This window comes from Crossiella cryophila (assembly GCF_014204915.1).
Taxonomy (GTDB): Bacteria; Actinomycetota; Actinomycetes; order Mycobacteriales; family Pseudonocardiaceae; genus Crossiella; species Crossiella cryophila.
In genome coordinates, this window is the sequence record NZ_JACHMH010000001.1 from 4,021,793 (window position 1) to 4,042,760 (window position 20,968).

General features: G+C 70.5%; 19 protein-coding genes. 13 read left to right on the forward strand and 6 right to left on the reverse strand.

Translation table 11 applies throughout. From position 1 onward, the window contains the following. Nucleotides 1–48: 48 nt before the first annotated feature. Nucleotides 49–1,893 carry a tetratricopeptide repeat protein gene (locus HNR67_RS17955; RefSeq protein WP_185003405.1) on the reverse strand — a complete coding sequence of 615 codons (1,845 nt, stop codon included), beginning with the start codon at nucleotides 1,891–1,893 and terminating at the stop codon, nucleotides 49–51. Between the two features lie 1,097 nt (nucleotides 1,894–2,990). Here HNR67_RS17955 and HNR67_RS17960 point away from each other — a divergent pair. Next, a complete protein-coding gene (locus HNR67_RS17960; RefSeq protein WP_185003406.1) occupies nucleotides 2,991–3,338 on the forward strand; it encodes a hypothetical protein in 348 nt (115 codons plus the stop codon). A gap of 1,426 nt (nucleotides 3,339–4,764) precedes the next feature. On the opposite strand, the gene HNR67_RS17965 is transcribed toward HNR67_RS17960, so the two are convergent. After that, on the reverse strand, nucleotides 4,765–5,523 hold the full coding sequence (locus HNR67_RS17965) for an IclR family transcriptional regulator (protein ID WP_185003407.1): 759 nt from the start codon (nucleotides 5,521–5,523) through the stop codon (nucleotides 4,765–4,767). 143 nt (nucleotides 5,524–5,666) lie between these two features. On the opposite strand from HNR67_RS17965, the gene HNR67_RS17970 reads away from it, so the two are divergent. The 5 genes from HNR67_RS17970 (at nucleotide 5,667) to HNR67_RS17990 (ending at nucleotide 9,622) form a co-directional block, all read left to right on the forward strand. Then, the gene (locus HNR67_RS17970) at nucleotides 5,667–6,983 is read left to right on the forward strand and encodes an MFS transporter (RefSeq protein ID WP_185010801.1); all 1,317 of its coding nucleotides are present in this window, start codon (nucleotides 5,667–5,669) and stop codon (nucleotides 6,981–6,983) included. Nucleotides 6,984–6,995: 12 nt separating this feature from the next. Continuing rightward, nucleotides 6,996–7,721: a ubiquinone/menaquinone biosynthesis methyltransferase gene (locus HNR67_RS17975; protein ID WP_246492542.1), complete on the forward strand. Its 726-nt coding sequence runs from the start codon at nucleotides 6,996–6,998 to the stop codon at nucleotides 7,719–7,721. A 95-nt stretch (nucleotides 7,722–7,816) separates the two neighbouring features. Beyond that, on the forward strand, nucleotides 7,817–8,242 hold the full coding sequence (locus tag HNR67_RS17980) for a cupin domain-containing protein (protein WP_185003408.1): 426 nt from the start codon (nucleotides 7,817–7,819) through the stop codon (nucleotides 8,240–8,242). Continuing rightward, nucleotides 8,239–9,120, forward strand: coding sequence for an SAM-dependent methyltransferase (locus tag HNR67_RS17985; protein ID WP_185003409.1), 882 nt, complete (start codon nucleotides 8,239–8,241; stop codon nucleotides 9,118–9,120). Before HNR67_RS17980 ends, HNR67_RS17985 begins: the two co-directional genes overlap by 4 nt. Before the next feature lie 73 nt (nucleotides 9,121–9,193). Further along, a complete protein-coding gene (locus HNR67_RS17990) occupies nucleotides 9,194–9,622 on the forward strand; it encodes a MarR family winged helix-turn-helix transcriptional regulator (RefSeq protein ID WP_185003410.1) in 429 nt (142 codons plus the stop codon). A 77-nt stretch (nucleotides 9,623–9,699) separates the two neighbouring features. Here HNR67_RS17990 and HNR67_RS17995 read toward each other — a convergent pair whose 3' ends face one another. Further along, nucleotides 9,700–12,288 carry a glycoside hydrolase family 3 protein gene (locus HNR67_RS17995; RefSeq protein WP_246493297.1) on the reverse strand — a complete coding sequence of 863 codons (2,589 nt, stop codon included), beginning with the start codon at nucleotides 12,286–12,288 and terminating at the stop codon, nucleotides 9,700–9,702. 283 nt (nucleotides 12,289–12,571) lie between these two features. Then, nucleotides 12,572–13,138: a TetR family transcriptional regulator gene (locus HNR67_RS18000; protein WP_185003412.1), complete on the reverse strand. Its 567-nt coding sequence runs from the start codon at nucleotides 13,136–13,138 to the stop codon at nucleotides 12,572–12,574. A 109-nt stretch (nucleotides 13,139–13,247) separates the two neighbouring features. On the opposite strand from HNR67_RS18000, the gene HNR67_RS18005 reads away from it, so the two are divergent. Then, complete coding sequence (locus HNR67_RS18005) at nucleotides 13,248–14,132, forward strand: LLM class F420-dependent oxidoreductase (RefSeq protein ID WP_185003413.1); 885 nt, start codon at nucleotides 13,248–13,250, stop codon at nucleotides 14,130–14,132. 9 nt (nucleotides 14,133–14,141) lie between these two features. On the opposite strand, the gene HNR67_RS18010 is transcribed toward HNR67_RS18005, so the two are convergent. Then, a complete protein-coding gene (locus tag HNR67_RS18010; RefSeq protein WP_185003414.1) occupies nucleotides 14,142–14,615 on the reverse strand; it encodes a MarR family winged helix-turn-helix transcriptional regulator in 474 nt (157 codons plus the stop codon). A gap of 79 nt (nucleotides 14,616–14,694) precedes the next feature. Between HNR67_RS18010 and HNR67_RS18015 the strand changes: the two genes are divergently transcribed. Together HNR67_RS18015 and HNR67_RS18020 are read left to right on the forward strand one after the other, a co-directional pair. Then, nucleotides 14,695–14,997: a GNAT family N-acetyltransferase gene (locus HNR67_RS18015; RefSeq protein WP_185003415.1), complete on the forward strand. Its 303-nt coding sequence runs from the start codon at nucleotides 14,695–14,697 to the stop codon at nucleotides 14,995–14,997. After that, a complete protein-coding gene (locus HNR67_RS18020; protein WP_185003416.1) occupies nucleotides 14,997–15,944 on the forward strand; it encodes a pirin family protein in 948 nt (315 codons plus the stop codon). The genes HNR67_RS18015 and HNR67_RS18020 overlap by 1 nt, the downstream gene beginning before the upstream one ends. On the opposite strand, the gene HNR67_RS18025 is transcribed toward HNR67_RS18020, so the two are convergent. Then, the gene (locus HNR67_RS18025) at nucleotides 15,941–16,216 is read right to left on the reverse strand and encodes a PLDc N-terminal domain-containing protein (protein WP_185003417.1); all 276 of its coding nucleotides are present in this window, start codon (nucleotides 16,214–16,216) and stop codon (nucleotides 15,941–15,943) included. The two genes, HNR67_RS18020 and HNR67_RS18025, sit on opposite strands and share 4 nt — an antisense overlap. Before the next feature lie 343 nt (nucleotides 16,217–16,559). Between HNR67_RS18025 and HNR67_RS18030 the strand changes: the two genes are divergently transcribed. From HNR67_RS18030 to HNR67_RS18045, 4 genes are read left to right on the forward strand one after another with little or no spacing between them, the layout of a single operon-like run. Further along, nucleotides 16,560–17,876 carry a helix-turn-helix domain-containing protein gene (locus tag HNR67_RS18030; RefSeq protein WP_185003418.1) on the forward strand — a complete coding sequence of 439 codons (1,317 nt, stop codon included), beginning with the start codon at nucleotides 16,560–16,562 and terminating at the stop codon, nucleotides 17,874–17,876. Next, entirely contained in the window at nucleotides 17,876–19,174 is a 1,299-nt protein-coding gene (locus tag HNR67_RS18035) for an extracellular solute-binding protein (RefSeq protein WP_185003419.1), read from the forward strand. Before HNR67_RS18030 ends, HNR67_RS18035 begins: the two co-directional genes overlap by 1 nt. Then, the gene (locus tag HNR67_RS18040; RefSeq protein ID WP_185003420.1) at nucleotides 19,171–20,079 is read left to right on the forward strand and encodes a carbohydrate ABC transporter permease; all 909 of its coding nucleotides are present in this window, start codon (nucleotides 19,171–19,173) and stop codon (nucleotides 20,077–20,079) included. The genes HNR67_RS18035 and HNR67_RS18040 overlap by 4 nt, the downstream gene beginning before the upstream one ends. Beyond that, on the forward strand, nucleotides 20,076–20,960 hold the full coding sequence (locus HNR67_RS18045; RefSeq protein ID WP_185003421.1) for a carbohydrate ABC transporter permease: 885 nt from the start codon (nucleotides 20,076–20,078) through the stop codon (nucleotides 20,958–20,960). The genes HNR67_RS18040 and HNR67_RS18045 overlap by 4 nt, the downstream gene beginning before the upstream one ends. Nucleotides 20,961–20,968 lie beyond the last annotated feature (8 nt).

Sequence of the window (20,968 nt, forward strand, 5' to 3'; positions counted from 1 at the left end):
GCCGCTGGAGATCAACCTGGGCGATCGATCGTGACCCCGTCTGGCGGATCAGGGCGTCGCGGCGCCGTCCAGCACCATCCGCCAGTGCACCAGGTTGTGGCAGGTGATCAGGATGTTCGGGTGCCACGGCCCGAGTTCCCGCACCTGGTCGTCGAGCACCCTGGCCAGCTCGGTCACCGCGGCCCCGGCGTCACCCGCGTGACCGCGCCAGCGCGCGAGGTTGTGCCGGGTGGTCAAGGTGTTCGGGTGCCAGGGTCCCAGCGCGAAGATCTGGTCCCGCAGCAGCTGTTCCAGCTCGGTCACCGCGGTGGCCGCGTCACCGGTCGCGCCCCGCCATCGGGCCAGGTCATGCCGGGTGGTCAGGGTGTGCGGGTGCCGGGGGCCGAGCACGGCGAGCTGATCTTCGAGCACCGTGGCCAGCTCGGCGACGATCCGCGCGTGCCGCCCGGCCTGTCCCCGCCAGCGGGCCAGGTTGTGCCGGGTGGTCAGCGTGTGCGGATGCCGTGGTCCCAGCGCCTGGGCCTGATCGGCGCACACCTGTTCCAGCTCCCGCACCGCGATCGCGACCTGCCCGGCCTCCCCGCACCAGTACGCCCGATCGTGCCGCGCGGTCAACGTGCCCGGATGCCGCGTCCCTACCGACCGTTCGGTAAGCACGCGTAAATCAGCGAAGTAACGCGCCGCCGCCGCGGCCTGCCCACTCTCGCCCAGGCTGTTCCCGGCCCGGAACAGCAACGGATGCCCCGCCACCCACCCCTGCCCGCCGAGATGCCGCCGCAACGCCGCCGCGTTCGCCCGCAACGCCCGGACCAGCGCCCCGTCCTCCTCCGCCGCCGGCCAGACGTCGTAGAGCGCGTCCGCCGCCACCCGCGCCACCACACCCAGCCGCTCGCCCAGCTCCGCCCGCACGACCCGCTGCACCAGCCCGGACACCCGGATCACCCGATCCGACGCCCCCGGATCCTGCTCCAGCAGACTCAGCCGCCGCAGCCCACCCACCGCCGCCCGCACCTCATCCGCGTCCACCACCCGCCCGGCGACCGCACCGAGCCAGCCCAGCACCACCGAACTGGTGAACACCCGTTCAGGCATACCGCTCGCCTCAAGCAGACTCGCCAGCTCCAGCAGCGGCCGAGCCATCCCCACCGGCTCCCACCGATCGGCCAACCCGACCGAGAACGCGCAGGCCACACCCACCGCGTCGGCCATGTCCGGCAGCCAGCCACGCTCGGGTGACAGCTCCGACTCCCGCCCACCGGCCGACTCCCGCGTCCTCCAGCCCTGCTCCCGCACCAGCCCAGGCGGCTGGTCCCGCTCCAGCCCAACCGCGCTGGCCAGCGCCAACGCCAACGGCCACCGCCCGAGTCTCTCGGCCAGCTCAGCAGTCCCGGCCGGTAGGCGCGGATCCGCACCGAACCGCGCCGCCAGGTAGGCCCCGGCCTCCTCGACGCCGAACCTCCCGACCTCCAGCACCCGCGGCCCGCCTGCCGCCGCCGCGTCCCGCTCCCGCGTGGTCGCCAGCACCGGCCCCGGCGGCCACAACCCGTCGAGGTCGGCGAGCGCGCGCACATCGTCCAGGATGACCAGCCGACGCCGCGGCGCGTTCGCCAGCCAACCCAGAAACCGTTGCGCCGCAACGTCCGCACCGCCACCGAACCCCGTCAAGTCGGCATAGACAGCCGCGAACGCCGCGACCACCGCCTCCCGCGAGGTCGCACTGACCCACAGCACCAGGTCCAGATCTCCAGAGACCCGGCGCACGAGGTCCGCGGCCAGCTGCGTCTTGCCCGCCCCACCCGGCCCCGCGAGCACCACCGACTGCCCGCCCGCGACCAGCTCCGCCAGCCGCGCCCCCTCGCCGCGAGCCTGGAAACAGTCCGCGGTCAACGGCACGTCGCCATACCGCCTCGGCCACCGCGGCTCGGCCGTCGACCCCGTGGCCTGCAGCCGAAAACCCCCGTCACCCCGGACCTGATCCACCGGCGCCGCCCCACCCCGCGTCCCACCGGAGAGCGCATTCCAATTCACGTGTCCCGCCCCCTGCTACCAGGCGATTTACCTGTATAACCACCACTCGCGAACGAGTGATGGCAGTCACGCTAATAGGTCTGTCAACACGAGTTGATGTGCAACGTGCACACTCACGATCACCTAGGGTGTGTGGCACAAAACCACACAATCCAGACTCTGTGTCACCAACCGCCGCTCACCGGCGTCCCGCGCTGCCCACGACGACCCCCACCTGCCCCGTCGCTGCACATCATGTCCACAGTGGACTCGACAGAAGTCTGCTGCGACGCCGCAGGGAAGGCTCGGAATCCTTCTCGGGCAAGGGATCCTGCCATCGGGCAAGACTCACCGCGAACACGAACCGGGGCTGCTCGCCCGGTCAACAACACCCGGATCGCCGTTAGGGCTCGCTCTGCCCTCTGGTCCGACCACAAGATCACCGTGATCGGCACCTTGTTTCGCACCCCCGGTGTCCTGCGCCCCGGTCGACCCGGCCCCGCCCCTTCTTGCCTCACTCCCACTCTCAATCCCCGCCCCCGCCCCCGGCCTCCGTCTCTCTCCTCCTCCCGGGTTCTCGATCTTCTCTGGCTCGGGCGTCCGCAACCCGTCCCACTGTTCATGGTCCGGCCCCGCCGATGCCTGCCTGGCCGATGTCCCACCCAGGTGTCCGGAGAACGCACAACCCGTTGGTCCGAACGGGTGCTTCCCGGTGCCGCTATTTCCGCGCGGACGGCGGTCCGTAATTGGCGGTGACGAACGCCTCAACACGATGTCGCGAAGCCGCCAGCGTCTGCGCGCCAACGGCAACGCCGCTGCTCCGGCGACGGCGAAAGTAGCTGATCATGGCGGGTGTGGCCGCTGAAGGCGGTCCGTGGCAACTCGCCGGAAGTCGAGTGACCGAGTCCTATTAGCAGTATTCTTCTCCGATTCGTTACCCTCTCTGTGGGGGTACTTCTCAACTGGCCAGAACGGAGACGTTCGTGTTCACGCCGCACCCGGTTCGGCGAAGCCGCATCACCAGTTCGAAGGTCACCTGGCGGGCCGCGATGCCACGCATCGCGCACGGCCCGGCAAGTGCGAACGGGAATCAGGCCACGGTCACCGAACCGTCCAACACCATCAAAGGGCAGCAGGACCTGTTCGCGCTCGATCGCGAGCCAGCGCAGCCGGTCGATGACCGCGTCGATCTGCCCGTCGACGAGTTTCCGCAGGTAGAGCTGACCGGCGAGGACGACATCCTCCCGCCGGAGATCAGCTTCGAGCTGTTCCTTGAGCGTCTGGACGAAGTCCTGCGCGCTGAGGCCGACGCCAACTCGGTGAGGTCCTGATCCACCAGCCCTGACCCGTTGGCGGGTCGGGCACTTCCCCCTCGACGGCAGAGCACCGCCGAGGCCGGTAGCGGTCGCGCCAAGGTCACCAGACCAGCCCCAGACCGCGACCCGGGGGCGCAGAACTGCCCCGATCGGGTCACCAGCACATCAAGCACCTCAGTTCCACCCGTTCGAGGCCACTTGCCACTTGCCGGTTGCCGGCCTCGACACACACCGTGCGGCGTTGGCTGATGCCGGAACCCCCGGCATCGGCCGAGCCCCGCTTCGCCCGGGTTTCACTGTCCACAAAGGATAATCGGCCCGGCTGCCGCCGCTGTGGCCCGCGGCGGCCCGCACCGATTCCCGGCCGCGATTCCCGGCCGCCCCGCTCCCCAGCCCCGACGTTGGCTCGTCCGGCTTCCCGGCTCGCCCAGCTCGCCCCGGCCCTTGCCGGCCAACTCAGGCATCGCGGGCGCAGCGTGGGGGCAGCCAACTCATGCCTCGCAGGCCGCGTCAGCCGCGCTGGCCGCCTCGGGCCCTCGCAGATCGCAGGTCGCCCGGCCTGGCCCGGCCCGGCCCGGTCACACCTTGGGCTACGCAGACCACTCCAGCTTGCCCAGGCCATCTGGGCCCGGCTGGGCGGCCTCGGCCCCGCCGACTGGATGCCCCTGGCTCGCGCAGGTCACCCCGGCCAGACCCACGACGGGTAGCGGGGCCTATCGCCGCCAGCGAGGCCACCTAGCGAGGCCGCGCGTCGGACGCGGCTGGCGGCTCGCATGCGGAGCGTGCTTGTCGTCGCCCGCCGATCCCGGCCACGATTCCCGGCCGCGCCCAGGCACCCGGCCGCCGCCGGCCGCCACCGGCTGACGCGTCGCGCCTCCGGGCTGCGTCTCCTCGCAAGTCAGCACGCACGCCGACCCGACCCGACCGACCCGCTGGCCGCACGCCCCGCGTCGCGCACGCCCCGTGCGACGCGCGACGGGTGCGCGCACGGCTCTCTCTCGGCGCGCTCGCCAACTGCGCACGGCTCCGGCTCCGACGCGCTCGCCGGTTGCGCACGGCTCTGGGTCGGGCGCCACGCGTGGGCCTGGGCACCGTAGGCCAACGCGACTGGCCGGGCCGGTGGCCGGGCGGCGGTCGCCTGTGCCCGGTAACGACGGTCGCCGGGGCTGGCCGGGGTCGCTGGGTGCTGCCGGGGTCGCTGGGGCTGGCCGGGGTTGTCTGGCTGGTGGCCGGGTTGGGTGGGGCCGTGTGAGCCGGGTCCGGCCCGCCCCCGCCACCGCTTCCTCTGCGGAACGCTTTTCGAGGCAAAAAGGTTGCTTTGCCGTCTGGATCTTGCGCTCGACCGGGTGAATCGAACCCTCCGGGCCGCGTCCGTCCAAGCCTGCCCCAGCCGGTCGGCGATCTCCGCTCGCACCCCATTCTACGGCCACCGCCCCTACGGTCACTCCTCCTCCCCGCCCCCCAGCCGCCGCTCGATCCCCACCGCAGCCGCCTGCAACCCCGGCGCCTGTTTCGCCAGGTCAGCCCTGACCGTATGCAGCACCATCCCCAGTGCCGCGATCACCGCCCCGTCTCCATCCCGTACCGGCACCGCCACCGAGCAGGTGCCCAGCGTCATCTCCTCCGAGGTCAGGGCGAACCCTCGCCTGCGGACCTCCTTCAGCTCCCGGGACAGTCGGCCGGGCTCCACGATCGTGTACTGGGTGCAGCGGGTGGGGGTTGCGGCGCAGAAGCGGCGGATGAACTCGGTGTCCTGGTGGGCCAGGAGGACCTTTCCCACTCCGGTGGCGTGCAGGGGGAGGCGGCTGCCTGCTCTGGAGATGATGGGGACTGATCTGTGGCCGCTGAGGCGGTCTACGTAGAGGGCTTCGTGGCCTACTCGGACTGCCAGGTGGATGTTCTCTCGGGTGGATTCGTACAGGTCTTGCATGAAGGGGAGGGCTACTTCTCGTAGGCGGCTGGCGGCGGGGGTGAGCATGCCGAGTTCCCACAGGCGGAGGCCTATTCGGTAGGCGCCGTCGGGGTCTCGGGTCACGGCGCCCCAGGTGGTGAGGTCGCCCAGGAGTCTGTGGACGGTGGCCAGGGGGAGGGTGGAGCGGCGGGAGAGTTCGGAGAGGGTTTGGCGGGGGTGGGTGGGGGTGAAGGTGGACAGGAGGGTTAGGGCTCGGAGGGTGACTGAGCGGGGCGGGGGAGTGTCCATTTAGGACTCCTGGGGGTGTGCTAGAGAAAATGGGGTGGGGGTGGGCTGGGGTTTTCCGCTCAGTGGAAGGGTAGCGTGGTAGTGGTTCCGGTCACGTTCCTAGGCTTGCCGGACCTTGGACGGCCGGCGAAGGAGCCCGCGTGATGCAGACCAGAAACCCGCGCCGCAGTTGGGTGCAGCCACTCTGCTGGACCGCGGTCCTGCTGGACGGATTCGACCTCGTGGTCCTGGGTGTGGTGTTACCCGTGCTGCTCGCCGACGGGGTGTGGGGGCTGACCGCGGGCACCGGCGCGGCCGTGTCGACCGTTGGGTTGGTCGGGATGATGATCGGTGGGCTGACCATCGGGACCGTCACCGATGTCATTGGGCGCCGGAAGACGTTGATCTTGTCGGTGACGATTTTCTCGGTGTGCACGTTGTTGTGCGCGTTCGCACCTTCGGCGTTGGTCTTCGGCGCGTTGCGGTTCCTGGCCGGACTGGGACTGGGTGGGTGTCTGCCTACGGCGATCAGCATGGTGTCGGAGGCGAGTGCGGAGCGGGGGCGGGCCAGCAGCGCGGCCACGCTGGTGATGACCGGCTATCACGCGGGTGCGGTGCTGACCTCGTTGCTGGGACTGCTGTTGATCCCGCAGCTGGGGTGGCGGGCCATGTTCGTCGCGGGGGCGTTGCCCGCGTTGGTGCTGGTGCCGTTGATGATCAGGTACCTGCCGGAGTCCGCGGCCTTCGAGCGGGCTCGGGCCGAGGTGGCCGCCGGGTCGGGCACGGCAGCGGCCGCGGCGGGGACCGTGGTGCGCACGTTGTTCCAGGGCCGGTTGCTGCGGGCCACTATCGCGTTCTGGGTCAGCACCTTCCTCGGCCTCGTGCTGGTCTACGGGCTCAACACCTGGCTGCCGCAGATCATGCGCCAGGCCGGATATCCGCTGGGTGACGCGCTCGGGTTGCTGCTGACCCTCAACGTCGGCGCGGTGGTCGGGCTGCTCGTCGCCGGGCGGGTCGCCGACCGGGTGGGTGTGCGCAAGTCGGTGATCGGCTGGTTCCTCGGCGCCGCGGTCTTCCTGGCCCTGTTCAGCCTGCGGCTGCCCACCCTCGGGCTCTACGTGATGGTCTTCCTGGCCGGGTGCTTCGTCTTCAGCGCGCAGGTGCTGATCTACGCCTACACCCAGCACGTCTACCCGCCGCACGCCCGCGCCACCGGGCTGGGCTGGACCACCGGCATGGGCCGGATCGGCGGCATCACCGGGCCGCTGCTCGGCGGCTGGCTGGTCGCGGCCGGGATCGCCTATCCGTGGGGTTTCTACCTGTTCGCGGTGATCGGGTTGCTCGCCGCGGTGGCGGTGGCCGCGGTGGCCGGGCGCGGGGCCGCACCGGTCCCGACCGAACGGTCGGAAGCCGCGCGGCCGGAGGCCGGGCGTGAGGGGGCGGCCCAGGCGGGAGCGGGGCCGGAGGCCGTGCAGGCGTAGGCGGGGCGGGCCATGGCCACTGGCATGCTGGGGGCCATGGTGCGCGCGAACCTCGACAAGCAGACCAGCCAGGTGTCGGCCATGTTCGACCAGGTCGCCGACGGCTACGACCGCACCCGCGCCCGCCTGTGGTGGGGCCGGATGGACGCCTGGGGCCGAGAGATGGCCGCCGCGGCCGGCGCCGGACCCGGCAAGCGCGTGCTGGACGTGGCCGCGGGCACCGGGACCTCCACCGCGGCCCTGGCCGCCACCGGCGCGCGGGCGGTGGCCAGCGACTTCTCCCTCGGCATGCTCGGGGTGGCCGGCCGCCGCCACCCCGGCATGCCGCGGATCGCCGCCGACGCACTGGCCCTGCCCTTCGCCAGGGGCGCCTTCGACGCGGTGACCATCTCCTTCGGGCTGCGCAACATCGCCGACCCGACCGCCGCGCTGCGCGAGATGCGCGCGGTCACCCGGCCCGGTGGACGCCTGGTCGTCTGCGAGTTCAGCATCCCGCCCAAGCCGCTCAACGGGGCGCTGTTCACCGCCTACCTGCGGCACGTCATCCCGCTGATCGCCCGCCGGGTCAGCACCAACCCCGAGGCGTACCAGTACCTCGCCGAGTCCATCCAGGCCTGGCACACCCCGCCCCGGCTCGGCGAACAACTCACCGCCGCCGGCTGGACCCGGGTGGCCTGGCGGCCGCTGTCCGGGGGAGTGGTGCACCTGCACGTGGGCACCGCCCCGGCCGCGGAATAGCCCTGGGGGACACCGAATCCCGCCCGGCCGGGCACACCCCCGGGCAGGGTGGCGGGTCCCGGGAATAACCGGCGGCGGCCCGGCTTTCCGTCCACATGCGACTGTCGATCCGGGCCATCGTGGCCGCCCTGGTACTGCTTGGCTCGGTGCTGCTCGCCCCGGCCGCCTCCGCCACCCCCTCCCGAGGGGTCACCGCGAAACTCCTCGCCCAGCACACCGTCGGCGACACCGACTACGTGCTGCGCGAGATCACCATCGCCCCCGGCGGCACCACCGGCTGGCACCGCCACCTCGGCACCCTCTACGGCGTGGTCCGCGGCGGCGTGCTCAGCCACTTCGACGCCGACTGCGCCAGCGACGGCGTGTACAAACGCGGCCAGGCCATCGTGGAACGGCCCGACTACGTGCATGTCGGCCGCAACCTGGGCACCGAACCGCTGATCCTGGAAGTCCTCTACGTGCTCCCGCACGGCGCGCCGCTGGCCGTCGACGAGGCCAACCCGGGATGTGAGTTCGAGTGAGCACCCAGATCCGGCTGCCCGTCGCCGTCGGCTTCACCGGCCTGATGACCGCCTACAACCGCGCGGTCGAATCCGCCCGCCCGGACGCGCTGTTCACCGACCCCCTGGCGGCCCGCTTCGTCGAGGTCGCCGGGGACACCACCCTGGCCGGACTGCCCCGGCTGGGCCCGGCCGCCGAGGACGGCTCCTCCGAACTGTGGACCGGCATGAACGGCTACCTGGCCGGCCGCACCGTCTTCTACGACCGGGCCATCCAGGCCGCCACCGCCAGGGAACACGGGCCGCGGCAGGTAGTGCTGCTCGGCGCCGGACTGGACACCAGGGCGTTCCGGCTCGCGCTGCCCGCCGGGACCGTGCTCTACGAGGTCGACACCGCCGAGGTGCACGAGTTCAAATCCGCCGTGCTCGCCGGACACCTGCCCAGCACCCCGCGCATCCCGGTGCCGGTGGACCTGCGCGAGGACTGGCCGCGGGCACTGCGCCGGGCCGGGTTCAACCCCGCCTGGCCGACCGTGTGGGTGGCCGAGGGACTGCTCATGTACTTCCCGGAAGCCGCCGCCGACACCCTCCTGGACACCGTCACCGAGCAGACCACGCCCGGCAGCACCCTGCTCACCGAGTACATGTCCCGCCGCCCCCGGATGACCGACGCGGTGCTCGCCGACCCGCAGGACCACGCGCTGTGCGAACTCCTGGTCGGCAACACCGTCGGCGGACCCGACCCGGACCCGGCGACCTGGCTGGCCGAACACGGCTGGACCGGCGGGCACCTCGACCTGCTCGACCAGCTCACCGAACTCGGCCGCCCGCACCCCACCCTGTTCGACCGGAGCATCCCCGAACCACTGCGGGTGCACCTGATCTCCGGGCGGCACTGAACCTGGACCACACTGAAATCCGGCCAACTGAACAGTCCACAGCCGAGCTGTACTCCTGATTAGGATTCCGAGCATGACGGACAGCGGGGAGCTGGCGGAGGAGCTGCGCACCGCGATCGGCGCCCTGGTGCGCACCGCGCGCAACGGACAGCTCATGCCGCCCGGCGAACTGGCCCTGCTCGGTCACCTGGACCGGGAAGGGCCGCTCACCACCGCGGAACTGGCCGGACGCCGCCAGATCCGGCACCAGTCCGCGGCCAAGGCGGTCAAGGAACTCCTGGCCGCCGGCCTGGTCGAACCGGGCAGGCACGCCACCGACGGCCGCAAGGTGCCACTGCACCTGACCGCGGCCGGACGGGAACTACTGGACACCGAACGCCGCCGCCGCGCGGACCGGCTGGCCGCCGCGATCGAGGAACTGTCGCCCGGCGAACGCGCCGAGGTGGCCAGGCTGACCGCGTTGCTGACCCGCCTCACCACGCACATCCGCGGCGAACGGTAATAAATACCCCTTCGAAACGGACTGCGCGCCTACCGAACGGTCGGTAGGCGCGCAGGATCCGGTCAACCCGACCGTGGTCAGGTCAGATCAGAGCACTTCTTCGCGTCCGGATCGGCGGCTGCCTTGGGCACCCAGCGCACGTTGGCGAAGGAGGCCTGGAACGCGCCGTCGGTGTAGACCAGGAACGGCGTGTTGACCGCCTCCAGGTCCAGACCCTTCTCCGCGAAACAGGACACCGGGATCTTCACCGTCTGCTTCACCCCGATGGGCAGGTCGGTGAACAACTTCGTCCCGGCCACCTCGCCCTGGCACGGGTAACCGCAGTGGGTGGAGATCACCGTGCGGTTGGCCGGGGCCTGGCCCACGATCACGTCGAAGACCAGCGCGCCGTTGGCGTTCTGGTAGCCGCGCAGGTCCTCGCCGGGAGCGGGGGCCTGCATGTACAGCTGACCGGGCGCGGTGCCGTTCCAGGTGGTCTTGAGCCCGTCGCCCTGCACGCTGACGTCGGTCGGCTCCACACTGATCGAGGCGTGCGCGGCGGTGCCGTCGGGGCCGATCTCGGTGCCGCCCCAGTTCTCCGGCGACCCGATGAAGCCCTTGAACGGCTTGATGTCCTTGCGCACGAAGACTTCCAGGTCTTCCTCAGCGGTGCCGCCACCGGGCGGGGAGCAGCTCTCCGGCGAGGTCTCGTCCAGCTTGCCGACGTTGCCGGTCTCCCAGTTCCGCAGGCCGTAGCCGTACCTGAACAGCGGGTCGTAGTCCTTCTGCTCGGCGTTCAGCGGCGTCTGGCAGGCCGCCTTCGGCCAGGAGTAGGACAGCTTGCCCTGGTAGCCGAAACCGGTGTGCCAGCCGCGCACCAGCATGTCCGCCACGCCGGCGCCCTCGGTGCCCGGCAGCCAGGCCGCGACGAAGGCGTCCGAGCGGTTCAGCTCCTTGTTCACGTGCAGCGGCCGGCCCGCGACGTAGACCGTCACCACCGGGGCGCCCTTGCCGGCGACCTTGTCCAGCACGGCCAGGTCCTCCGGGAACAGCTTGGCCGCCTCCAGGGAGCGCTTGCCGATGTCGCCGGTGCCCTCGGCGTACGGGGTCTCCCCGATGACCGCGATCACCGCGTCGAACTTCGACGGGTCGACGTTGTCGGCCTTCTCGCTGAAGGTCACGTTCGCCTCGCCCAGCGCGCCCTTGAGCCCGCCGAGGATGGTGGTGCCGTTGGGGAAGTCGGCGTTGGTGTTGCCGGTGCCCTGCCAGGTCAGCGTCCAGCCGCCGGTCTGGTTCTGCATGCTGTCCGCGCTCTTGCCCACGACCAGGACCTTCGACCGCGGCGAGAGCGGCAGCACCCGCTTGTCGTTCTTGAGCAGCACCTGCGACTTGCGCGCGGCCTCGCGGGCGATGTCCTTGGCGCGCTGGGCATCCGCCTTGCCGGCGTGCTCACGCTCCGAGGGCTTCTTGGCCTCGAACAGCCCCGAGCGCAGCTTCACCCGCAGGATCCGGGTGACCGCGTCGTCGATCCGCGCGATCGGGATCTCGCCGCTGTTGACCTGGGCGATGGTGTTGGTCAGGAAGGCCTTCCACTCGTGCGGGACCATGAACACGTCGATGCCCGCGTTCACCGCCCGCGCGCAGCTGGCGTTGGTGCAGCCGTCGACCTGGCCGTGGCCGTTCCAGTCCGAGACGACCAGACCGTCGAAGCCCATCTTGTTCTTGAGGACCTCGTCCACCATCAGCTTGGAGCCGTGGAGCTTGCCCTCCTTGATGCCCTGCTCCTCGTTCGTCCAGCTGTTGAACGAGATCATCACGCTCTGCGCGCCCGCGGCCAGCGAGCCGTAGTAGCCCTGACCGTGGGTGTTGATCATGTCGGCCTTGGACGAGGCGTTGACGCCCTGGTCCTTGCCCTTGGTGGTGCCGCCGTCGCCCATGAAGTGCTTGGCGGTGGCGATCACGCCGTCGGAGCCGATGCCGCGCGGGTTGTCGCCCTGCAGGCCGCGGGTGGCCTCGTAGCCGTAGGCGCGGGTGATCCGCGGGTCCTCGGAGAAGCCCTCGTAGGTGCGGCCCCAGCGGTCGTCCTTGACCACCGCGAGGGTCGGCGCGAACGCCCAGTCCTGGCCGGTGGCACGGACCTGCTCGGCGGTGGCCGCGCCGATGTCCCTGATCAGGCAAGGATCCTGGGTCGCGCCAAGACCGATGTTGTGCGGGAAGACCGTGGTGCCGAAGACGTTGTTGTTGCCGTGCACCGCGTCGATGCCCCAGATCACCGGGATCTTGGTGCGCGACTCCTTGGATGCCTGCCAGTAGGCGTCGGCCAGGGTCAGCCAGTCCTGCGGGGTGGCCTTCTTGTTCTTGCCTGGCCACGAGCCGCCGCCGTTGAGCACGGTGCCGATGCCGTACTGCTTGACCTCGGCCGGGGTGATCGCGGCGATCTCCGGCTGGATCATCTGGCCGACCTTCTCCTCGAGGGTCAGCTCGGAGAGGATCTTGGCGATCCGCCGCTCGTCCGCGGCGTTGCGCCCGATGTTGCTCTTGACCTTGGGCCAGTCGGCGAAGGCGGGCAGTTTGTCCTGGATCCGGGCGCAGCCGTCCCAGCCCAGATCGGGTTTGCCCACCACCGGCTGCTTGGCCGCTGCGGTCGCGTCCGGCTCCGGCGCGGCGCTGGCGATCCCGCCGGCCATGCTGACCCCGAGCAGCACGGCCAACCCGATCCGACAGGCGCGAGAGCCAACCGACGATCTTCTTGCCATGAACGATCCGTTCCCTTGAGGCGGAAGTTGCGGAGTGTTACGGCGCGGGCCTGGGAAAGCCGCGCCGATCCTGACCGCCCGGTTACATCCGTGTCAAGAGTTTGGTGGAAGCGCTCTCGCACGCTCCCGCCTGCGCATTCGGACTAGCGCTTGATCACTTACCTGAACTCGCAGCGTGGCAGGCGTGTCCGAATAGCGAAACTTCCCGAATCGATCAGGTGCGCACGATCTGGCGGACCGCCTCGGTGACGGTCTCCCGCCGGGCCTTCTTGGTGGTGACGAACTTGGTCGAGGCCGCGTCGGGATTACCCGGCGTCCACATCGTGGCCAGCACCAGCACCAGGCTCAGCAGGCCGGCCGCTGGGATGTGCCCCGGCAGCCGCCCGTCGGCCTGCGCGGCCTCGATCGCGGCGATCTTGTCCCGGTGCGCCTGCGCCACCCGCTCGTGCAGCGGCCCGTCCGCACCGCGCTCCAGGCGGTGCCAGGCGGAGAGCCGGACCACCTCGGGGGACTGCCAGAACCGGTCGAAGAGCCGTCCCGCGTAGCCGGGCAGGTCGTCGGCGTCGATGGGCACCTCGTTCACGGTGCCGTTGACCAGCAGATCGAACGCGGCGTCGAAGAGCTGCTCCTTGTTGCCGAAGTAGGAGTAGATCATCGCCTTGTTGGCCTTGGCCTGCTCCGCGATCCGGTCCACCCTGGCGCCTGCGATGCCGTAGGCGGCGAACTCGGCGATGGCCGCGTCCAGCAGCCGACGTTTGGTTTGTTCCGCGTCACGAGCCATTCCGGCAGGGAAACAGCGGGTAGCGGGTTTGTCAACAGAATGGTTGGTTGGCTGACAGTCCATTGTGGACTTGACCTGGAGTGTGCTCCAAGGTCTAGCGTCGAGTGGTATGCGACTCGGCATCCACCTCAGCACCTTCAACCACCCCGCTGACCCGGCCGGACTGGCCGCCGAGCTGGCCGCCACCGGGCGTGCCGTCGAGGCGGCAGGCGCGGAGACGCTCTCGGTGATGGACCACTACTTCCAGATGGAGCAGAACGGGCTGGCCGAACACCCGATGCTGGAGGGCTACACCACCCTCGGCTTCCTGGCCGCGCACACCACCGCGGCCCGGCTGGGCCTGCTGGTCACCGGCGTCACCTACCGCCACCCCGGCCTGCTGGCCAAGATCGTCACCACCCTGGACGTGCTCTCCGGCGGCCGGGCCTTCCTGGGTATCGGCGCCGCCTGGTACGACCGGGAGCACCTCGGCCTCGGCGTGCCGTACCCGGCCACCGCCGAGCGGTTCGAGCGCCTGGAGGAGACGCTCGAGATCTGCGGCCAGATGTGGGATCCGGCGAACAACGGCGCCTACGAGGGCAAGCACTACCGGCTCACCGAGACCCTCAACTCGCCGAGGGCGGTCAGCTCGCCGCGGCCGCGCATCCTGATCGGCGGCGGTGGCGAGCGCAAGACGCTGCGCCTGGTCGCCCAGTACGCCGACGCCTGCAACCTGTTCCCCATCGGTGTGGAGGGGGTCAAGCACAAGCTGGCCGTGCTGGACGCGCACTGCGCCGACCTGGGCCGCGACCCTGGCGAGATCCAGCGCACCATGGTCTACCGCAGCCCCGCCCTGGACAACGGCGACCTGGACCAGACCGCCCGCGAACTGGCCGCCTACGCCGAACTGGGCATCAGCACGGCGATCCTGGTGCCGCCGGGCGAGGGCAGTCCGGCGGAGTGGATCGAGCGGCGCTGCGTGCCGCTGGCGCCCAAGCTCGCCGAACTCGGCTGAGTCGCCGGGTCAGGACTGCGGTGGTTCGGCCGTGGCCAAGTGGCTGAGCACGGTGCCGGTGATCTCGGTCAGCGCGGCCAGCTGGGCCGGGGTCAGCACGTCGGCGAAGTACCGGCGGACCTGCTCGGCGTGCAGGGGCGCGGCCGCCTCGATGGTGGCCCGCCCCTGGTCGGTCAGGGTGGCGAAGGCGCCGCGGCCGTCGGTCGGGCACTCCTCGCGCTGCACCAGGCCGCGCTCCTGCATGCGGGTGATCTGCTTGGACAGCCTGCTCTTCTGCCACTGGAGTTCGGCGCCGAGTTCGTTCAGCCGCAGCCTGCCGTCCTCGGACTCGGACAGGCCGACCAGCACCGCGTAGTCGGCGTCGGAGAGGCCGCTCTGCCGTTGCAGTTCGCGGGCCAGGTGGGAGAGCAGCCGGGACTGCATGCCCATGAAGCCCCGCCACGCCTGGTGCTGCCGCTCGTCCAGCCATCGCTCGCCCGCCATGTCACCCACTATAGCGATGTGGTTGACATGGAAACCAGAGCTGATTAGCGTCGGGGGCGACCCGGCGATCGGAGCGGTCATGGCTGAGCAGGACGTCCAGGTGACGCGGAACGAGCAGGCGAACCGGTATGAGGTGACCGTCGGCGGGGTGCTCGCCGGGTTCGCCGAGTACGAGTTGCGGGACGGGCGCGCCTACTTCACCCACACCGAGGTGTTCGAGCAGTTCGGCGGTCGCGGACTCGGCGGCGTGCTGGCCGCGGAGGCGCTGTCCGACACGGCCGGGCGGGATCTGGAGATCGTGCCGCTGTGCCCGTTCATCGCCCGCTACCTGACCCGCCACCCCGACTTCGCCGGCCGGGTGGCCTGGCCTGAGCAGGCGTGATGAGCAACCTCGACACCACCCCCGCCCTCACCCCCTGCCATGCCGGTCCGGGCGCGGTCACCGAACTCCTGCAACCACGCGAGGTCCCGCTGGGCGGGCTGCGTGCGATGCGGGTGCGACGCCTGCTGCCGCAACGGGCCCGGCCCACCGTGGGCGCCTGGTGCTTCCTGGACCAGTTCGGGCCGCAACGCCTGGACATGTCCGTGCTGCCGCATCCGCACATCGGGCTGCAGACCGTCACCTGGCCGCTGGCCGGGGAGATCCGGCACCGGGACACCGTCGGCTCGGACGCGGTGCTGCGGCCGGGACAGCTCAACCTGATGACCGCCGGACACGGGATCGCGCACTCGGAGTTCTCGGTGGGCGCCGACTCGGTGCTGCACGCGTTGCAGCTGTGGGTGGCGCTGCCCGCGGCCAGTGCCGGGGTGGCGCCGCACTTCGAGCAGCACGTGGAACTGCCGCGGCACACCGGTGACGGGGTGTCCGCGGTGGTGTTCATGGGCACGCTGGGCGAGGTCGTCTCGCCCGCGACCACCTACACGCCGCTGGTCGGCGCGGAGGTGACCGTCGAACCGGGTGGCGGTGCGCTGCCGCTGCGGCCGGACTTCGAGTACGCGGTGCTGGTGATCGAGGGCTCGGTGACCGTCGACGGGGTGGACCTGGACGCCGGACCGTTGCTCTACCTCGGCCTGGACCGCACCCGGCTCGACATCGGCAGTGCGGACGGGGCGCGTCTCGTGCTGCTGGGCGGCGAGCCGTTCCCGGACGACCTGGTGATGTGGTGGAACTTCGTCGGCCGCACGCACGAGGACATCGCCGCGGCCCGGGAGGACTGGGAGGCGGCGGATCCGGTGCGGTTCGGGGTGATCCCCGCGCACAACGGGGAGCGGATCCCGGCGCCGGTGCTGCCGACCGTCCGGCTCACTCCCCGCCGCCCGCGTCGTTAGCCGGTGTAACTGCCCTGCTTGACCAGCTGGGCGGATTTGCCGAAGACGAACCAGCCAAGGCTGCCCAGGAACGGGTAGGCCAGCGCGACCACGATCCACAGGAACTTGCCGCCGCCGGTGAGCCGCTGGCTGCGCAGGATCGAGATCACCGCGAACAGGAACAGCAGCAGGTACAGGATCCCGATGATCCCGCCGGTCACCCCGAAGATGAACCCGGCGATCCGGTCCACCACGTCCTCGGGACGGTCTTGCGCGAGCACAGTGAGCGACATGCCCGCAAGGTAAGGCCGGAACCGGAATCCGGCGCGTCCAGAACCAGATGATCAATCGATCGGGTGGTAGGGCCGTGTCCCGTGGATCTCACACGCGATCGCCGGGCCCAGCCCGCCCCTGACGGCACAGTCGGAACGACCACGTACGCACCAGTACGCGGCCGCCCCGACTGCACCACCAGGAACGACCTGGACTCCGGCGCTCACGCGCGGGATCCACGGGACACGGCCCAAACCCGACGATCGGCGCTGTCGACGCCCGCACCTGCCGCGCTAGCTTCTGGACACCGCGACAAACGAACCATTTGCGAACCTGGTGCGGAACACCGGCGGCGAGGTGGTCATGGAAACGGTGCTGGGACTGGTTTTCCACGCCCAGGGGCTGGCGACCTTCCAGGAGGCCGCGCGCACGCTGGCCGGGGTGCGCCTGGAGTGGGTGACCTACGAACGCGAGGAACAGATCCGGCCCGCGGTGGCCGAACTCCTTGCGCGGCAACACCTCGACGGGTTGCTGCTCGGCCTGATGCCCTACGCGCAGTGCCGGGACCTGTTGCCGCCGGACCTCCAGGTCACCGTGACCAGGCCGGTCGCGCTGGACCTGTCGCTGATGTTCTGCCGTGCGCTGGCCAGGGGCTGGGCCGCGCAGCCGGTCAGCATCGACACCTTCGAGACCGGGATCGTGGACGAGGTCGCCATGGCGCTCGGCGCGGATCGGGACCGGATCGCGGTGCTGCCCTACGCCCCGGAGCAGACCCCGGCGGAGATCGTGGCCTTCCACCGGGAGTTCCTGGCCCGCGAGCCCGGCGGGTGCGTGCTGACCATGCGCACCGCGGTGGCCAGGGAACTCGGCGACCTCCGGCTGGTCACCACCGAGCAGGTGGTCTCCACCATGCGCGCCCAGCTGCACGAGCTGGTGCTGCGGATCGAATCCCAGCGGGCCAGCGCGCAACGCTTCGCCGCCGGGGTGTTCCTGCTGTCCACTTCGGACGGTGCGGTGGACCTGGACCGGACCCGGGTGCGGCTGCTCAACCTGCTGGTGCAGACCAGTGAGTTCGCCGACGCGTGGATCGAGAACCGGGACCGGCGCGGGGTGGTGGTCTTCGCCCAGCACGCCCTGTTCGAGCGGATCACCGACCACTGGGTGTCGGTGCCGGTACTGGGGCACGCCGAGGCCGCGCTGGGTTCGCGGGTGGTCGCCGGGTTCGGGGTGGGCGCCTCGGCGCGCAACTGCGTGCTGCTGGCCGAACGCGCCGCCGCCCGCGCCGAGGCCGAGGGCGTCTCCTGCGGCTACCTGATCGAGGACAGCGGGGTGATCATCGGTCCGATGGGCCGGGCGCAGCCCGCGCTGACCTTCGCCTACCGCGCGCACACCGCCGAACTGGAGACCCTGGCCAGGGGCGCCGGACTGAGCACGGTGACCCTGTCCCGGCTGGCCGCGCTGGAGAAGACCTTGCACGGCAAGGCGATCGCACCCAGCGACCTGGCCGACTCGCTCGGCATCACCGATCCCAGTGGGCGCAGGCTGATCCGCAAGCTGATCGCCTGCGGCCTTGTGCGAGCCGACGGCACCGCGCAGAACCACCGCAAGGGCCGGCCGACCCGGCTGTACCGGCTGGCGATCGGCGACGCGGTGCAGTCGGTCACCGGCGGGGAGTCGTGATGGGCCTGTCCCGCCGCACCCTGCTCACCGCGGCCGCCGCACTGCCCGTGCTCGCCGCCTGCGGCCGCGGTGGCGGCCGCACCGGCGCGGTCCGGTTCGAGGGCTGGGACTACGAGGCCACCCTGGTGCAACAGAACCTGGACAGCTTCGGCCAGGCCAACCCGGACCTGCGGATCGAGTACACCCCGATCACCAGCGCCCAGTACGTGCGCAAGGTGGTCGCGGAGTTCACCGGCGACAACGGGCCGGACGCGCTGTACTGCTACGACGACTCCCTGGCCAGCTGGGCTCAGGCCGGGTACCTGCAACCCATCGACGGCCTGCCCGGCGTCGACGAGGTCTACAAAGGACTGTACGAGTCCAACGCGAAAGCCATGACGTACCAGGGAAAGCGGTACGGGCTGCCGTACTACACCGACTGCCACGGGCTGCTCTACAACGCCGAACTGCTCGGCAGGGCCGGGATCAGCACCCCACCGTCCAGTCTGGACGAACTGGAGGCGCAGGCGCTGCGGATCAAACAGGCCGGGATCCTGCGCTATCCCATCGGGTTCCCGGCTCAGCTCTCCGACACCTGGTCCGGCTGGATCTGGACACTGCTCTACGGCAGCGGCGGCGCGCTGTTCACCGACGACCTGCGCCCCAACGCCGCCAATGACACCGCGGTCCGGGACGTCCTGGCCTGGGTGCGGCGGGCGGCCACCGTCACCAAGGTGATCGACCCGGCCTCGCTGCAACAAACCCCGGTGCCCCTGGACAACGCGTTCATGGCCGGGCAGTACGCCTTCACCATCGGCGCCCGCTACGCCGCCCGCGCCTTCAACGACCCGGCCCGATCCAAGGTCGCCGGGCGAGTGAAACTCGGCTACGTGCCCAGCCTGGACGGGCGGCGACTGGGCACCGCGGGCAACACCCGGATGTACTGCCTGGCCGCGCACACCCAGGTCAAGGAGCAGGCGTTCCGGCTGCTGCGTTACCTCGGCGGCTACGACGAGCGCGGCAGTCCGCTCACCGCCCGGTTCTGGTTCCTCAAACGCGGCCTGGGCTTCGCCTTCCCCGCCCTGGAAAGGGATCCGGAGATCACCACCGCGCTGGCCAAGTTCACCGACCCGGTCGTCTACTCCGAACTGGCCGGGATGGCCAAGGCCCGCAACGTCCTGGCCGTGCCCTGGTACGCCGAGTACGAGCACGGCCTGCAGAAGACCGTGCAGCGCCTGCTCACCGACCAGACCGACGCCGCCGAGGCCGCCACCGCCCTGGACAGCGGCGCCGAGCTGCTCGCCAGGAGGTACTCGTGACCGCCCCGGCCAAGACCCGCAAGCCGTGGAGCGACACCGCCCGCGGCTACGCGATGAACGCGCCGGCGCTGCTCGCCTTGCTGCTGCTGGTGGCCTACCCGATCGGCTACTCGTTCTGGGTGAGCCTGCACCGGGACAACCTGGCCCAGCCCGCGGTGCGCAAGTTCATCGGCCTGGACAACTACCTGTCCCTTGTGGACGATCCCGTCTTCCTGTGCTCACTCGGCGTGTCCGCGTTGTTCGTGCTCACCGTGGTCGGCGCCACCGTGCTGCTCGGCCTGGCCATGGCCCTGGTGCTCAACGAGACCTTCTTCGGCCGCGGGGTGCTGCGCAGCCTGGTGCTGCTGCCCTGGGCGATGCCCGGCGTGGTCAACGGACTCATGTGGCGCACCGTGTTCGACGCGAAAACCGGCGCCCTCAACGGATTGCTCACCGACCTCGGCTGGATCGACGAATACCAGGCCTGGCTGTCCTCGGCCACCGGCGCGTTCCTGCTCACCGCCTTCGCCCAGGTCTGGAACACCCTGCCGTTCGCGGTGATCATCCTGCTGGCCGGGCTGTCCACCATTCCCGGCGAGCTGTACGACGCGGCCACCGTGGACCGGGCCGGGCCCTGGCAACGCTTCCGCGAGGTCACCCTGCCCTGGCTGCTGCACCCACTGCTGATCGTGCTCATCCTGGAGACGATGAACGCCTTCCGGGCCTTCGACACCATCTACGTACTCACCGGCGGCGGCCCCGGCGACGCCACCGCCACGGTCGCTTTGCTGACCGTGCAACGGGTTTTGAGCTACACCGACGTCGGACTAGGCAGCGCCTACGCGTGGGTGATCACGCTGATCACCATGGTCGTCTCGGTCGGCTATGTCGGGCTGCTCTACCGGCGAGGGAGCTTCGAGGTATGACCGCGATCCCGCTGCGCTACCGGGTGCCATGGAAGAAGATCCTGGTCTCGGTGCTGGCCCTGGTCTTCGCCGCCTACCTGGTGCTGCCGTTCTACTGGATCGTCGCGATGAGCTTCATGACCGAGGCCGACGCGAACTCGCTGCCACCGCAATGGATACCGGATCAGCCGACCCTGGAGAACTACCGCGCCTTCGTCGACCCCACCGCCGCCCAGGCCCTGGTCGGCGGGCGGGCGGTGAAGGAAACCCCGTTCGCACTGGGCAACAGCCTGCTGGTGGCCACGCTGACCGCGCTGCTCAACCTGCTGCTCGCGGTGTTCGCCGCCTACTCCTTCTCCCGGTTGAACTTCCGCGGCAGCCGGGTGCTGCTCATCCTCTACCTGGTCACCAGGATGGTGCCGGGGGTGGCCATCATCGTGCCGTTCTACCTGCTGATGCGGCAGCTCGACCTGCTCGACACCTACTGGGCTCTGATCCTGTCCTACACCACCTTCGCGCTGCCGGTGACCATCTGGGTGCTCAAGGACTTCTTCCGCGCGGTGCCCCGGGAACTGGAGGACGCGGCCAGGGTGGACCGGTGCGGCTGGTTCCGCACCATGTGGTCGGTGGTGCTGCCCATCTCCGCGCCCGGACTGGTCGCCGCCGCCGTGTTCTCCTTCATGACCGCCTGGAACGAGTTCATGTTCGCGTTGTTCCTCACCAGCACCACCGCGGCCAAGACCATGCCGGTGATCGCGGCCAACTTCGCCACCGACATCAACACCCAGTTCACCGTGATGGCCGCCTCCGGAGTGCTCGCCGTGCTGCCGCCACTGGTGCTGGTGCTCATCTTCCAGCGGCTCATCGTGACCGGGATGGCCGCCGGTTCGGTCAAGGGATAGGGAGGGCC

Excerpts from the sequence above, each read along its gene's own strand:
- HNR67_RS17965 (WP_185003407.1), bottom strand. The coding sequence starts at position 5,523 with ATGGACACTCCCCCGCCCCGCTCAGTCACCCTCCGAGCCCTAACCCTC.
- HNR67_RS18020 (WP_185003416.1), top strand. The coding sequence starts at position 14,997 with ATGAGCAACCTCGACACCACCCCCGCCCTCACCCCCTGCCATGCCGGT.
- HNR67_RS18015 (WP_185003415.1), top strand. The coding sequence starts at position 14,695 with ATGGCTGAGCAGGACGTCCAGGTGACGCGGAACGAGCAGGCGAACCGG.
- HNR67_RS18030 (WP_185003418.1), top strand. The coding sequence starts at position 16,560 with ATGGAAACGGTGCTGGGACTGGTTTTCCACGCCCAGGGGCTGGCGACC.
- HNR67_RS18010 (WP_185003414.1), bottom strand. The coding sequence starts at position 14,615 with ATGGCGGGCGAGCGATGGCTGGACGAGCGGCAGCACCAGGCGTGGCGG.
- HNR67_RS17970 (WP_185010801.1), top strand. The coding sequence starts at position 5,667 with ATGCAGACCAGAAACCCGCGCCGCAGTTGGGTGCAGCCACTCTGCTGG.
- HNR67_RS18045 (WP_185003421.1), top strand. The coding sequence starts at position 20,076 with ATGACCGCGATCCCGCTGCGCTACCGGGTGCCATGGAAGAAGATCCTG.
- HNR67_RS17975 (WP_246492542.1), top strand. The coding sequence starts at position 6,996 with ATGGCCACTGGCATGCTGGGGGCCATGGTGCGCGCGAACCTCGACAAG.
- HNR67_RS18035 (WP_185003419.1), top strand. The coding sequence starts at position 17,876 with ATGGGCCTGTCCCGCCGCACCCTGCTCACCGCGGCCGCCGCACTGCCC.
- HNR67_RS18025 (WP_185003417.1), bottom strand. The coding sequence starts at position 16,216 with ATGTCGCTCACTGTGCTCGCGCAAGACCGTCCCGAGGACGTGGTGGAC.
- HNR67_RS17995 (WP_246493297.1), bottom strand. The coding sequence starts at position 12,288 with ATGGCCGGCGGGATCGCCAGCGCCGCGCCGGAGCCGGACGCGACCGCA.
- HNR67_RS18005 (WP_185003413.1), top strand. The coding sequence starts at position 13,248 with ATGCGACTCGGCATCCACCTCAGCACCTTCAACCACCCCGCTGACCCG.
- HNR67_RS17990 (WP_185003410.1), top strand. The coding sequence starts at position 9,194 with ATGACGGACAGCGGGGAGCTGGCGGAGGAGCTGCGCACCGCGATCGGC.
- HNR67_RS18000 (WP_185003412.1), bottom strand. The coding sequence starts at position 13,138 with ATGGCTCGTGACGCGGAACAAACCAAACGTCGGCTGCTGGACGCGGCC.
- HNR67_RS17980 (WP_185003408.1), top strand. The coding sequence starts at position 7,817 with ATGCGACTGTCGATCCGGGCCATCGTGGCCGCCCTGGTACTGCTTGGC.